The sequence below is a fragment of the Desulfurispora sp. genome, assembly GCF_052744395.1.
This window is the reverse complement of record NZ_JBRAJI010000037.1, coordinates 15,407-29,537: the sequence shown is the minus strand read 5'-3', so window position 1 is coordinate 29,537 and position 14,131 is coordinate 15,407. Positions and strand designations below refer to the sequence as shown.

The following is a 14,131-nucleotide window of genomic DNA, read 5'->3' as shown; positions in this document are numbered from 1 at the left end:
ATTTGAGGGCGTCCTGCTGGAAGATGCGGCAGGCGGCTTTCATGACAATGTCGGTGTTGTGGTAGGTGATGTCAGCCTCCAGATGGATCACCTTCTTTTAGTTTCGATTATATCATGGTGCAGGTGGTGTGAGAACCCTGCCTGAATATAGGGCCGTGTGGTTCATTCCCAATTCCCGGGCCAGCTCGCCCACTTCTCCAATGGGCGGCAAACAGGCCTGCTGCCGACACACATATGCCGCTGGCCGGTCCTGGAGCGGTAAACGACCGGCCAGAGCCGGTGCCACCCCGGCTATTTGCTCATATTGCTGTGCAGTCGCTGCACCGGCCACAAATCCACCGGGCAGGTACGCCGTCCGCAAAAACTGCAGCATAGAAAACGCCTCCCCCTCTTCCTCGGCATTCAGCGGCATTGCCAGGAATATTTCCGGCCCGGGCTGCAGATAATCCTGCAGTCCCAGCAGATAAAAACAATGTGCCGCCGGATAGCGGGCCACTTCCCCGATAAAGGCCTGCAAGGCATTTTCCGCCTGCCGGCCGATATCATCATCGCCGGTCAGAGCATACAGGCGCAGCGCATTGTTAATCGCCACCGAGTTGCCCGACGGCATGGCCCCGTCATATATCTCCCGGGGTCGCGCCGGCAGCGGTTCACTATCATGCGCCGTAAAATACCAACCGCCCCGTTCCCGGTCCGCAAACCATGTGTACATTTCCCGATGCAGTTCCAGCGCCCGGGCCAGATATACCGGCTCCCAGGTAGCCTGATAGAGCTCCAGCATACCCCAGACCAGAAAAGCATAATCATCCAGAAAGGCCAGCACTTCCGCCCGGCCATCCCGGTAGCTGGCCAGCAGTCTGCCGTCCGAACGGCGCATATTCTCCCAGATGAACTGTGCCGCCCGGCCGGCCATCTGCGCCAGCACAGGTTCACCCAGAACAAAGGCGCCCCGGGCCAGAGCCGCGATCATCAAACCATTCCAGGCCGTCAGCACCTTGTCATCTTTATGCGGGGGCACCCGCTGCTGGCGGACTGCCAGCAGGCGCTGCCGAGCCTCGGGCAAAAAAGGGCATTGTGCATCGAGTAATTCCTGCCAGCCAGATTCCGGATCGGGCGCAGGGATAATCCGGTGGGGAATACTCCTGCCCTCAAAATTGCCCTGCCCGGTGATATTAAAGATTTGGCCAAATGCTCGACCGGCTTCCTGGCCCAGCACCTCATACACTTCATCCGGCGTCCAGACATAATATTTGCCTTCTGTACCTTCAGAATCGGCATCCTGGGCCGAATAGAACGCCCCCTCCGGCGAGGTCATTTCCCGCTGCACATATTGAAAAATTTGCCGCGCCACCTGTGCATAAAAAGATTTCCTTGTGGCCTGGTAGGCCTCCAGATAGGCAAAGGCCAGCAGAGCATTATCGTAAAGCATCTTTTCAAAATGGGGCACCAGCCACTGTTCATCCGTGCTGTAACGGGCAAAACCAAATCCGATATGATCATAGATGCCGCCCCGGTACATGGCCTGCAGGGTCACCTCGGCCATCCGCCGGGCCTGCGGCTCTCGAAAAACCGCCGCATAGCGCAACAAGAAAATCAGGTTGTGCGGCGTGGGAAACTTGGGCGCTCCGCCAAATCCACCGTATATTTCATCAAAGCTACGGTTCAACAGCTGATAGCCCCGGTCCAAAACATCCCGGGACAGCTCCCCCCCGTGCGCCCCGGCATCTGGCACTTCCTCATAGACCTGTTGCACTACCTGGGCCGCCAGACTGATCAGGCGCTGGCGATCCTGCCGCCAGAGCCGGGCGATTTGCTCCAGCAGCTCCAGGAGCCCCGGCCGGCCGTATTTACTCTGTTTGGGGAAATATGTACCGGCAAAAAAAGGTTGCTTTTCCGGCGTCATGATCACCGTAAGAGGCCAGCCGCCCTGGCCGGTCATGGCCTGACAGGCCTGCATATAGATATGGTCGATATCGGGACGTTCCTCCCGGTCCACCTTGATCGATATATAATGCCGGTTGAGCACACCGGCCACTGCATCATCTTCAAAAGATTCCCGTTCCATGACATGGCACCAGTGACAGGTGCTGTAGCCAATACTGAGAAATACCGGCTTGTCTTCGGCCCGGGCCCGTTCAAAAGCCTCCTCGCCCCAGGGATACCAGTCTACCGGGTTATGGGCATGCTGCTGCAGATAAGGGCTTTTCTCCTGCGCCAGTCGGTTGGGCATTGGTTATACCTCCCTTAATCATTTATTCTATTATTCCAAGGCAAACCGCAACCAATGTCTTTCCGGCGAACAGCCAGGCCGCCCGGCTATGTCGCCCACCCCCGTCCCGGACAGAAGAGCTTCTACCGGTACGAGCTGGGTGGAAAATAGTATATTGTTGCCAGTTTGTTTCTATAAGTATATAATCTAGAAAACCTAAAACAGGAGGTTTTTTCCATGCCTGATCCACAGAGCTGGCAAATTCCCCGCGAACTGCTGATCCTGGGTGGCGCTGTTGAGTCCGGGCTACTAGATTATTTCCGCCGGGAAGGCCGGCACCAGGCCGGGGAGATCGCCGGCGCCCTGTCTGCCGATGCTCGTGCCGTCTGGACAGTATGCGAAGCCCTGGTGGCCCTGGGGTACCTGGATAAAAATGAACAGGGTTTTGCCCTGCTCCCGGCAGCCCGAGACATGTTTTTTAATCCCCACAGCCCTCACTACACCGGCTACGCCTTTATGCACCAGTATAATCTGCTCTCCCGCTGGCTGACCCTGCCTGCGGTACTGCAAAGTGGCCAGCCCGCGCCGCGCGAGCGCACACCGCAGCACCAGGGACACTTCATGGCCGCCATGCAGCATACAGCTAAAAAAAGCGCCCCGGTCATTGTGCCGGTCTGCCTGGAAGGTTTGCCGCCAGGCCCCCGGGTGCTGGATATCGGCGGCGGACCTCTGACCTACGCCCGGGCCTTTGCCGCCGCCGGAGCCAGTGTCACCGTACTGGACCTGCCAGCAGTGGTGGAGATGATGCGCCCTGAGCTCGGCCCGGCAGAAAATATCCGGCTGGTAGCGGGCGATTTCAACCAGGGCCTGCCCCAAGGGCCCTTTGATCTGGCTTTACTGGGCAACATCTGTCATATCTACGGGGCAGAGGAAAACATCGCCCTCTTCCAGCGGGTACATCATGAGCTATCACCCGGCGGAAGGATAGCCATTGTTGATCTGTTCCGGGATCAGTCCCCCCAGGCCGCCATCTTTGCCGTCAATATGCTGGTCAACACCGAAAAAGGCGGTACCTGGACCCTGGCGCAGTACACCGACTGGCTAAACACAGCCGGCTTTACAGATGTGCAGTATTACCGGGTGGAAGAACGGGAACTGCTAACGGCAGCCAGACCCTGCTGAGCACCCCATCCCGGTGGTTGGTCAGAACAATGGTGCCGCCGTGCAATTCGGCTACCCGCCGGCAGATGCTCAGCCCCAGCCCGCTCCGGCCGCGCCGGCCTTTCTGGAAGGGAGCAAACAGGCGCGCCTGCTCGACATCACTCAAGCGCGAGCCATCATTCCATACGGAAAGCACCGCCCAAAGTTTTCCGCGCTGTTCAGCATCAGAGCAAGCGGTCCCGGATGAAGTGCCAGCCGGGCCCATACTGCCGCCATCCGCCAGCCCGTCCCTGGAGTCCCTGGCCGCAGGGCCGGACCACTCCTCCATCCCCGCCGGAGCAGGACCCCTATCCAGCTGCACCTCCAGCCGGGTGGCGGCATGGCGCAGGTGATTGTCCAGCAGGTTCTCCACCAGCACGCGCAGCGCGTCGGGGTCACCGGGCACATGCAGGGGAGCCAGGTTGATCAGCCAGCTTATCTCCGGCCGCTGCAGGCGATAGTGGTTCTGTACTTCTTCCACTATCCGGCTTAACTCAACCTGTTCCACCACCCGGGCGGCGCCTGCTCCCGCCAGGTAGTCCAGCCTGGTCAAATATAAAAGCTGGCCCACCAGTTTTTCCAGCCGCCGGCCTTCCTGATCGATTACCTGCAGGCTGCCGGCCAGATCACCCCGGGGGAAAATGCCGTCGGAGATAGCCTGGACATAACTGCGGATGATCATGACCGGCGTTTTCAGCTCATGAGAAATGTTTTGCAGCATGGATTGCTGGGCGGCATCCTGCTTCACCAGCTGGCGGCGCATAGCTTCAATTGAAGCGGCCAGGCGCCCAATCTCGTCACCCCGCTCCAATTTAAGCGGTTCATGCCAGTCCCGCCCGGCGATGCGCCGCACGTGGCTTTCCATCTGCACCAGCGGCCGGGTGAGATGGCGGACGATGAGCAGTGAAACAAACCAGCTCACCACCAGAGCAATGCCTGCGTAGAGCATGAAGTTGAGCAAAAGAGTGCTCACCAGCTGCTCCTCCTCGGCCCGGCGCAAGAAGGAGATCTGGTAAATGGTTCGCCCGTAAACTACCTCCCGGCGCACGGCATAGCGGATGGCCTGACGGTCGTCCAGACCGGACCGGCTCTGGTAAAGCTGGTACGGGGCGCTTTGCGCCACAGCATGCTGCTTAATTTCCTCCAGCAAACGCGCCGGCAGGGCCTCCTGCGCCCCGGGCGGCAAAGTGGTGCCGTCATCCAGCAGGGTAAAGCCCCGCAGGCGCAGACCCTGAATGCTGGCATAGGGCGGCAGGGACTCGGTCGCCGGTACCCGGGGCGGCGGCGGGTGGGGCTGGAGCAGCAGCGCGCTGAAAAAGCCCCTGACCATGGCCGGCATCAAAAATAGCGCGGCAATATACAGAAAAAGACTGACCGAGGAAATGGCCAGCCAGATTTTCCACTGCAGGGAAAGGGACCGCCAGAGCGGGAATCCCCCACTGAGCCACAACCTGGGCAAACTACTCCCACCCTTCTTCAAAGACAGCCGCTCGTACCCTCTCCGCGCAGGTCCCCAATTCATTCCCAACCATCGCCCGGCTGCCGGCCCTGTCCCTGCTGCAGCGGGCACATCAAGCAGATTCTGGCCCGGTACGCCGCACCGCCTTCCGGCATCAGCCCACTGCAACGCTCCATGGCCCTTTAGCGTACCGTCATCCGGTAACCAAAACCATAAATGGTCTCAATGCGCAGTTCGGGCAGCTTTTTGCGCAGGCGGCGCACCAGATCGTCCACCGAGCGATCGCTGCCCACATAATCCTCACCCCAAACATGGCTGATAATCTGCTCCCGGGAAAGAGCCATCCCGCGGTGCCGGGCAAAGAAAAGGGCCAGGTCATATTCCTTGCTGGTCAGGTCCATGACCTCGTCCCCCAGGCGCACCTCCCGCCGGGCCTCGTCCAGCACATAAGGAGAGAGAGGGATCAAAGCCACCCCGGCCACCTCCCGGGCATAGACCCTTTCCAGCACGCGCTGGGCCCGCACCACCAGTTCCCGGGGCAAAAATGGCTTGGCCAGATAGTCGTCACTACCCATCTCCAGTCCTACGATGCGGTCAATGTCGGCATCGCGGGCCGAAATATAGATCACCGGCACATGCTGATCCCGGGCCTTGATCTGCCGCAGCAGCTGGTAGCCATCCATGCCAGGCAGCATAATGTCCAAAATCCACAGGTGCGGCTGCTCGCCCGCAGCCGCCAGGGCGCTTTCGCCATCCAAAAAGCTGTGCACCTGCCAGCCTTCCTTTTCCAGGTAGGTAGTTAATATCCGGTTCAAATCGGGCTCGTCCTCCACCAGGAATATGCGGTACAAATTGTTACCCCCCCGGCCAGCACAGGAATATTCCTGCTGTTTGAGCAGTTTGCTGTCCCGCCAATTACCATCCCGGTTAACCAACCTGCACAAAGCATTGTGAATGTCACTATAAATGCATCAGTACCAGCAGCACCAGCAGACCCGCTAACCAGCAGTGCAAACGCAGTGGTATAGCCTTATTTTGCCGGTACACAGCAAGCAGCACCACCAGCAGCGTCACCATCCAGGCCAGCACACCCGAATAGATCGCTGCACCACGGTGGGTCAGCCAGCCCCACCCACCAGACAACATCAATAGTCCATGCCAGGCCAAAATAACCAGCCCGCCAAGAGCAATGCGGTGATGGATGCGGACCAGGGTATGCCGTAAAGAGCCGGCCACAGAAGAAAGGACCGGCAAACGGCGTAATAAAAAGGGCAGACAAGTGCCTAAAAGCAAGAAAATTCCCATCCAACCCAGTAATTCTTTCACGAAACCCACCGCTACTAAACTTATTTTCTCTTATACCCATAATATAACATTTAACAACAGCCAGGCAACCGTAACCCAAAGCGGATGCCGGTTGCCTGAAGAAGGGGTATATGCAAGCCACCAACCGGGGCAGCATTACGGTAAATCCATTTAATCTCTAGTTATTACCTGCTGATGTGCTGCTGTTATTGATCTTTTCCTGCATCAGCTGGTTGCGCTCTTTGAGCATTTGCAGGGCCTGGGGCAGCAATTCCTTTATTTTGGCCTCATCACTGCTGCTGGCTGCCTTCATCAGCTGGCCCAGCAGATTGTGCCCGGCGCCATCACCTCTGGGACCACCCGGCTGCTCCGGCAGGTATTTGTCCAGGCCCAGTTTGGCCAGCTCTTCTCTGGCCTGCTCCCGGGTCAGCTGGCCATCCCGCACCCTGTCCATGACCTCTTTCAGCTGGGCTTTTTGCCCATCAGTCAGTTGAGACATCCACCGGGGCTCTTTTGAGGGCAGGGACTGGCGCAGTTTCTCCTGTTCAGCCAGAGCCTCCTGCCATTCACTTAAAGATTCGGGAGTATACTTCTGCACCAGTTCCAGCAGCTTTTGCTGCATTTCCTGCTGTTTGGCCGGATCCCCCTTGAAATGGCGGCCCGGAAAGGCCATACCGGCTATTTTACCCGCCAGACCAGCACCGCCGGCGTTGCTGGTAGATGTAGCCATGGCCACACCGGGCACCATGATGGACAGAGCCAGCGCCGCAACCACAGTCTTGGTCTTCCAGTTGGACATTTCACATTCCTCCCTCGTAAATTTTGGTGTTGTCCCTGGCCTGCTCTTACTCTAAACCGGGATTGTGGCAGAAATTCAGAGGAAATGTGAAAAATTATGAAATCGGAGCGGGGAGCAAAATCCTCCTTGTGCTACTTAAAGGCAATACTTACTATTATTAACATTGCCACACAATTTGCGGATACAGAATTATGATAAAATTGCAAGAAAAAAAGAAAAAAAAGCAGCGCCAATTGCCCCTACAAAGCTGGTTGCTCATTGACTTTTTCTGCAGACATATGGTAGCTTACTATAAGTATCCTGAGGATAAATTTTCCTCTCCCTTGCCCAACGGGGGCCCCGCGCCCCACCAACAACCCCATACGCATACCGCGAACAGGTGCCCTGGCGCAGACCCAACCGGCCTGCGCCAGGGTGAAAAGGGAAGCCGGTGCAAATCCGGCGCGGTCCCGCCACTGTGACGGGGAGGAGCTGGCACAAAGCCACTGGCCCATCAGGCCGGGAAGGCGTCAGCCTCCAGTGATCCGAAGCCAGGAGACCTGCCTGTTCGCTCAAACACCGCACAGCCTGCGCGGAACAGGGAGGTGTTATTTTTGCTGCCTGGCACTGCCCGCTTCACCCGGGCCGGACCACAACCCTCCAGCTCCTGACCCAAAGGCGCGGAGGGTTTTATGTTTTCCCCATTTAGTGAACTACCCCTTTCTTCGCCTTGCGAAAGGCACGGGCTACCCGGACAAGGCGAATTTGATGCTTTCCTGCTTCATCCGGGTTAGTTAAATTAATTGCGGAGGTGCACCTGTTTGCTGCTTGCCCTGCTCGCCTTGCTACCTGCCACTTTACTGCTGGCCCTGAAAAGCGGCCTACTGCTGGGCACAGTACCTCTGGGTCGGCGCCAGCGTTGGCCCATGGCCGGATCTCTGGCGCTCATTCTTTTACTGGCTGCCCTGAGTGCAGAGCAATGTCACCAGCAACTGGCCGCACTGGTAGACAAATATACTTTCCACATAGCCACCCTTAGCGGGGTTTTATTGCTCTACCTGGCAGCAGCCAGCCGCACCCCGGCTGGCCGGCAGATCTGGCCCGCCCTGCTGCCCTGCCCGCTTTGCGTGCTAGCCCTGGCTGTTTCCAGCACCCTGCTGTCGACCCGTCTGCAAGTGTCCGCTCCCGGGCTGGCCACAGGCACCGCCCTGTTCTATTTGCTGGTCACTCTTAGCAGCAGCTGGCTTTCTCAAAAGCTGCTGCAAAAATGGCAGATTGATCTGGAAAGTGCCTTGCAATTTCTATTGCTGGCCCTGGGCTCCTTCACCCTGTTTTGCGTCTTTGCCATTCCCAATCTGGTGGCCGCCATGCATATGCCCTTTCAGCCCCTGGAAATCGCCCCGCCCGACCAGCTGGTGGCCGTAGCGGGTGCCAGTCTAATTATACTGCTCCTGGGCTACCTGGGAGAAAAACACCGCTGGAAGTCCCGGAAACATTCCACAGTGCCAAATGAGGTGAATCCATGACCGTTGCCGGTACCGAACATCTCACCCGGTTTTTGCATGTCATTGGCCAGAGTCTGCTCATACCCTGTCTGGCCATCTTGCTCTACTTTGTGCTGCAGGCCCTGCTGGAAGCCGGCACTTTGCTGGGCGAGCTGGGTCAGCGGCGCAAGTCCGGTCAGCTGGACGCAGCAGCTCTGCTCAGCCAGCTGCGCCAGGCCCAGGGGCAAATTGCCGTACTGCCGCTAGATCAACTACCGCCCACACTGGCGCAACCCCTGGCCCGCTACAACGACTTGGCCGGCCCGGATCTCGCCGGCCAGCGACCGCTGGCCAGAACCCTGCTGGAAGAACAGGAAAATTTGCTGGCCCGGCGCTGTGAAAAAACCGAGCTGATCGCCAAAATGGGGCCCTTGATGGGCCTGATGGGCACCCTGATCCCCCTGGGCCCGGGCCTGGTAGGACTGGGCAAAGGTGACTTCAGCCAGCTGGCCAGTTATCTGATTGTTTCTTTTGATGCAACTATAGTGGGCATTTTTGCCGGCGGCATCGCCTTTTGCATTGCCAAGGTGCGCCGCCGCTGGTATGGCCACGACCTGGCCATTTTAGAAGCCTTACTGGAAACCGCTATCGAGGTGAAAGAAAATGTTGCGCCCGAAATCAAAAAGCTGGCAACAAGCGGAAGAAGAATTTAACCCTTTAAGCAGCCTGGCCAATCTGGCCGATGTGATGTTTGTCTTCAGCGTAGGGCTAATAGTCGCACTGGTCTCGGTCTGGCAAATCCAGCCCTTAAGCCAGAGCGGCACTGCCCCCAGAGTGCGGGTCATTGATGCCACCCGGGGCCAGGAAATTAAAGATCTGCCCGGCTGGCAAAGCCAGGGGGGCAGCGGCTACCAGGAAATGGGCACTGTTTACAAAGACCCCCGCACCGGCAAATTAATCCTGATTCAAAGCGAATCTCCATAAAATTCAGGAGGGAAGAACTTGTCCGCTTTATCCAAAGACCGGCCGTTTAATAAACCCCTGCTGCCCACCAACCCCCGGCCCCGGCTTATAGTACGCCTGCTCACTATTTACCTGCTGCTGGGAATTTTGCTGGTAACCGGCCCGTCCGCCCTGCCAGCTGAAGAACAAAGCAGTGCGCCGGGGCAGTCTACCTCGCTGGTGATCATCACCGGCACCAATTCGCTGGTATCTCCTTTAGTGCAGGCCTATCATAATCTGACCGATCAGGCCGCCGCACCCTATCCGCTCCGGCTGCGCGTATTCAGCCCCAATGACCTGGAAAGCAGCAGCGGCCGGCAAGCCATTAAGGAAACCTTTTTACAGGCCGATATTATCCTGCTGGAAATGCTGGGCACCAACCGGGAAGCCCCCCTGCGCGAACTTTTCCAGCAATGCTGGCAAGAAAAATGGCAAAATTCCCCTCCGCCCACTATTTTACTGCAGCGCAGCGGGGAGAAAAACAGTGACGGTACCTGGAACACCGGCGGTTTGCTTACCGGACTGGTACAGGGCCTACCCCTGCAAATCAACCAGGATAATACCGTCTGGCAGAACTTGAATACCTACATTGTACAAAGCGGCATCAGCAACTGGGAAAAACTGCTGCTCTACCTGGGCAGCACCTTCGGACACATCACCACCAGCGCCGACCTCACGCCTATCAAGCTGGACAAATCCTTCCTCTACCACCCGGCTGCCGACGCCAGCAGTCCTTATTACGAAGCGCCCGGTACCGTACAGGAAGGCGTATATGAAAGCGTCTACAACAGTGTTTACAACAGCAACGGCCTGTTTTTCGACCTGCCTGCTTACTTCCAATGGTACACCTGCCGGGAAGGCTACAGGACCGATGCCCCCTGGATCGGCATTCTCAGCTACGACACCTATTTTAAAAACAATGACCAGCAAATTCTGGTGGAGTCGCTGCGAGCTCTGGAAGAAAAAGGGCTGAACGTCTTGCTGCTGTACGCCCCCTCCGACAAACGCCACACCGCAGTGCGCCAGTTCTTTTTCTGGGACAAGCTAGGAAATGGAGAAATCCAGGCAGGCATTGATGTGTTCATCTGCCAGCTGGGCTTCCAGTTCGACCGGAGCAAGAATGGCGATACCAAAACCCTGCAACTTTTCCAGGAAATGGACCTACCAGTGCTTACCCCCATCTACACCAGTGACCTGGAAAAGTGGCAGAACGACCCGGCCGGCGCCATCCGGGAAGTTTACTGGCAAATAGCCCTGCCCGAACTAGAAGGGCGCATTGAACCGGTACTGCTGGGCGGCACAGTGACACTGCAGACCGACCCGGCCACGGGCGCCACAATTACCCGCAAAGTAGCCCTGCCCGACCGCGTCCAGCGACTGGCAGAAAGGGCGGCGGCCTGGGCTAAATTGCGCAATTTGCCCAACGAACAGAAAAAAGTAGCCATCCTCTACTACAACCTGCACGGCGGCAAGGACGGCATCACCGCTTCCTACCTGAACGTGCCGCGCAGCCTGACTGCCATCCTGCAGGCCATGAGCGAAGCCGGTTACCGGGTTGATCCGCAGCTGGAACTGCGCGCCCCGGACGGCAGCATGGATCCGGACAAGGTTTTTGCCGCCATGTTTGAGCGCGGCCGCAATGTGGGCGGCTGGGCACCCGGTGAGCTAAAACAACTGGCCAGCCGCTCCGATGTGCTGAAAATCAACCTGGACAGCTACCTTAAGTGGTACAACCGCCTGCCGGCGGAATTACGCACCCGGGTGGAAAAAGCCTGGGGCCCGCCGCCCGGCCAGATGATGGTATATGAAAACCAGGTCGTCCTGCCCGGCGTGCTCAGCGGCAATATCTTTTTTGGGCCGCAGCCCATGCGGGGCTGGGGGGAAAATGTGGACAACATCACCCATTCTCCCGACCTGCCGCCGCCCCACCAGTATCTGGCATTTTATTTCTGGCTGCAGGAAGAGTTCGGCGCCCACGCTGTAGTGCACCTGGGTACCCACGGCACCGCCGAATGGTTGCCCGGTAAAGCAGTAGGTCTGTCCAGCACGGACTGGCCCGATATCGTACACGGCTCCCTGCCCAACATCTACCCGTACATCATCAACAACCCGGGTGAAGGCACCCAGGCCAAGCGGCGGGGTTACGCCGTGCTGATCAGCCACCTGATACCCGCGGTAAGCAGCACCCGGCTTTACGGCCAGCTCATGGAACTGCATGATCTGGCCCACCAGTACAGCACAGCGGCCGCCGCAGCAGAACCCGATATCAGAGAACTGGAACGCCTGAAACAAAAAATTAACTATCTGCTGGAAGACGATGGCCTGGCCATTCAGCTGGGACTGGACCTGAAAAACCTGACCTTTGAACAGGCCCTGGAAACCGCCCATCACCATCTGGATCAATTGCAAAGCGAAGTCACCCCGCTGGGACTGCATACCTTCGGCCAGCCGCCTACCGGCGAGCGGCTGGAACAAACAGTCCAGGCCATGGTGTACATCGATCCGGCCAATCGCATGGACAAAGCCGATCAGTACCAGCAACTGCTGATTGATTGTCAGCAGGAGATGAGCATGCTGCTAAAGGCGCTTGCCGGTGGTTATGTACCACCGGGACCCAGCGGCGACCCCCTGCGCAATCCAGACATATTGCCCACCGGCCGCAACACCAGCTCCTTTGACCCGCGCACCGCACCCGACCGGCTGGCCTGGGAAACTGGCAAAAAATGCGCCGATGATTTACTTGCCGCTTATTACCAGAAACACGGCCACTATCCCGACACGGTGGGCGTAGTGCTCTGGGCCACCGAAACCATGCGCACGCACGGGGAAAGCATTGCCTTGGCCCTGCGCCTGCTGGGCACAGAGCCAGTTTGGGACAGCAAAGGCTACCTCAGCACGGTAAAAATCACCCCGCTGGAGCAACTGGGCCGCCCACGGGTGGATGTAGTGCTGACCATTTCCGGCCTGTTCCGGGATACATTCAGTGTGGCCGCCGATTTGCTGGATAAAGCGGTGCGCCTGGTAGCCAGCCTGGACGAATCTCCCGAAAACAACCACCTGCGCAAAAACAGCCTGGCGCTGCGCCAGCAGCTCATAAGCAGCGGCCTGAGTGAAAGCGAAGCTGATTTTCTTGCCCAGAGCCGGGTCTTCGGTCCAGCCCCGGGCACCTACGGGAACGGAATGGCCGAAATGATGAGCGCTACCAGCGCCTGGCAAAGCGAAGCGCAACTGGCCGATGTCTACCTCTCCCGGCAGAGCTACATTTACGCCGCCGCTCAGGACAACAACAGCCCCACATACGGCCAGTCTGCCCGGCAGGTGCTGGAAGGGGTGCTCAAAAATTTGCAGGCCGCCGTACAAGTACGGGACGCTCTTTACGGTACACTGGACAATGATGATGTAGCCCAGTACCTGGGTGGACTAGTCCTGGCCGGCCGGGTTCTCTCCGGAAAAGATGTCGATGCTTTCATCGCCAACACCCGGGGCGGACTGGCCAATGCCCGGGTACAAACCTTGGAGCAATTCGTATCCCTGGAACTGCAAAGCCGCCTGTTAAACCCGGATTTCATCCAGGCCATGCTGCAGGAAGGTTATGCCGGTTCGACCACCATAGCCAAATGGCTGGGCAATACCTTTTTCATGGACGCCACTGCCCAGGCCATTGCCGACTGGGGCTGGCGAGGCCTGGCCGAAAAGTACATCTTTGACCAGCAGGTGCGCGACCAGCTGGATCCCTTTGCCCTACAATCGGCCATCGCCTTTATTGCCGAAGCCGCCCGGCGCAACATGTGGCAGGCCAGACCGGATGAACTGCAAAAACTGAGCGATGCTTACATCCAGGCGGCGGTAAACTACGGCGTAGCCTGCTGCCACCACACCTGCCACAACCTGGTCTTCAACCAGTGGCTGGCCGATTTCTCCACCCTGGATGAGGATGCTAAACGCGACTTTGCCCGCATACTGGCCCGGGCTACTGGACAGGAAACCAATAACCTGCAGCCACCGGAACAGCCTAATCAGGATGAACCGGCTGTACCCGAACAACCAAACCAATCTGAACCACCCAACAACACTAATGATGACCGCAGCAATGAAACTACTGCACCGGCTGTTGCTTCCACTCCGGTAGCGAACGTAGAAAAATCCCCTCTGGATAGCAGTGGAGCAAGCGGCGGGGAGACACTCGCCCATCCGCCTGCTGCCCCGGCAGCCGGACCACAGCCTGGGCCGGCACCCGCAGCCAGTACCACATCTGGTGCACAGGCGGAACAAGCCCAGCCCCAGCCTCAGCAGCAATCAAAGCTGGCCCGGGAAACAACAGCTGGCGACAGGTCAGCCGGTGCAGAAAAAAGCGATGCTCCCCGCACCAAAGCCTATGAAGTGATTCCGCAGTCAGCCAAAAGCATTTCGCCGCGGGCGGTGACATTTTGGGCGATTTTGGCTGCCGGTGCCCTGGCCGGGATTATGCTCACGGGATACCTGCGCAAAAAATAAGTTTTAAAATTTTCTCTCACTGCTATGCTTTTTGCAGGATAATTCAAACAATTGTCGTATAACACCGTATAGCCGGTATGAAGCCGGCAGGGGAGAATTACCCCTTATTAGCCACAGCTACCGGTCAACCAGGCCACGCAGGCCTACAGCGCCCTCCGCAGAGGGTGTCTGGTTCTGCGTGGCTTTTTTTACACCCATTA

At 58.0% G+C, this 14,131-nt stretch carries 10 protein-coding genes and 1 riboswitch; of the genes, 5 read left to right on the top strand and 5 right to left on the bottom strand.

Annotated elements, in window-relative coordinates:
- Window positions 1-112 precede the first annotated feature (112 nt).
- The gene (locus ACUVTU_RS10185) at window positions 113-2,230 is read right to left on the bottom strand and encodes a thioredoxin domain-containing protein (protein ID WP_445889859.1); all 2,118 of its coding nucleotides are present in this window, start codon (window positions 2,228-2,230) and stop codon (window positions 113-115) included.
- 216 nt (window positions 2,231-2,446) lie between these two features.
- On the opposite strand from ACUVTU_RS10185, the gene ACUVTU_RS10180 reads away from it, so the two are divergent.
- Entirely contained in the window at window positions 2,447-3,391 is a 945-nt protein-coding gene (locus tag ACUVTU_RS10180) for a methyltransferase (protein ID WP_445889858.1), read from the top strand.
- On the opposite strand, the gene ACUVTU_RS10175 is transcribed toward ACUVTU_RS10180, so the two are convergent.
- From ACUVTU_RS10175 to ACUVTU_RS10160, 4 genes are all read right to left on the bottom strand, one after another.
- Window positions 3,327-4,868, bottom strand: a complete 1,542-nt coding sequence (locus tag ACUVTU_RS10175) for a sensor histidine kinase (protein WP_445889857.1) — start codon at window positions 4,866-4,868, stop codon at window positions 3,327-3,329. The genes ACUVTU_RS10180 and ACUVTU_RS10175 overlap by 65 nt on opposite strands.
- Window positions 4,869-5,050: 182 nt before the next feature.
- The gene (locus tag ACUVTU_RS10170; RefSeq protein WP_445889856.1) at window positions 5,051-5,719 is read right to left on the bottom strand and encodes a response regulator transcription factor; all 669 of its coding nucleotides are present in this window, start codon (window positions 5,717-5,719) and stop codon (window positions 5,051-5,053) included.
- Between the two features lie 109 nt (window positions 5,720-5,828).
- Window positions 5,829-6,194, bottom strand: a complete 366-nt coding sequence (locus ACUVTU_RS10165; protein WP_445889855.1) for a hypothetical protein — start codon at window positions 6,192-6,194, stop codon at window positions 5,829-5,831.
- Between the two features lie 157 nt (window positions 6,195-6,351).
- A complete protein-coding gene (locus tag ACUVTU_RS10160; protein WP_445889854.1) occupies window positions 6,352-6,972 on the bottom strand; it encodes a hypothetical protein in 621 nt (206 codons plus the stop codon).
- Between the two features lie 360 nt (window positions 6,973-7,332).
- Window positions 7,333-7,533, top strand: a riboswitch (cobalamin riboswitch).
- 239 nt (window positions 7,534-7,772) lie between these two features.
- Between ACUVTU_RS10160 and ACUVTU_RS10155 the strand changes: the two genes are divergently transcribed.
- The 4 genes from ACUVTU_RS10155 to ACUVTU_RS10140 are packed head-to-tail and all read left to right on the top strand — an operon-like array spanning window position 7,773 to window position 13,931.
- Complete coding sequence (locus ACUVTU_RS10155; protein WP_445889853.1) at window positions 7,773-8,477, top strand: DUF2162 family putative transporter; 705 nt, start codon at window positions 7,773-7,775, stop codon at window positions 8,475-8,477.
- Entirely contained in the window at window positions 8,474-9,148 is a 675-nt protein-coding gene (locus tag ACUVTU_RS10150; RefSeq protein ID WP_445889852.1) for a MotA/TolQ/ExbB proton channel family protein, read from the top strand. The genes ACUVTU_RS10155 and ACUVTU_RS10150 overlap by 4 nt, the downstream gene beginning before the upstream one ends.
- Entirely contained in the window at window positions 9,099-9,419 is a 321-nt protein-coding gene (locus tag ACUVTU_RS10145) for a DUF2149 domain-containing protein (RefSeq protein WP_445889851.1), read from the top strand. The genes ACUVTU_RS10150 and ACUVTU_RS10145 overlap by 50 nt, the downstream gene beginning before the upstream one ends.
- An 18-nt stretch (window positions 9,420-9,437) precedes the next feature.
- Window positions 9,438-13,931 (top strand): cobaltochelatase subunit CobN, encoded by a 4,494-nt coding sequence (locus ACUVTU_RS10140; protein WP_445889850.1) that lies wholly within the window; start codon window positions 9,438-9,440, stop codon window positions 13,929-13,931.
- The last annotated feature ends 200 nt before the right edge of the window (window positions 13,932-14,131 follow it).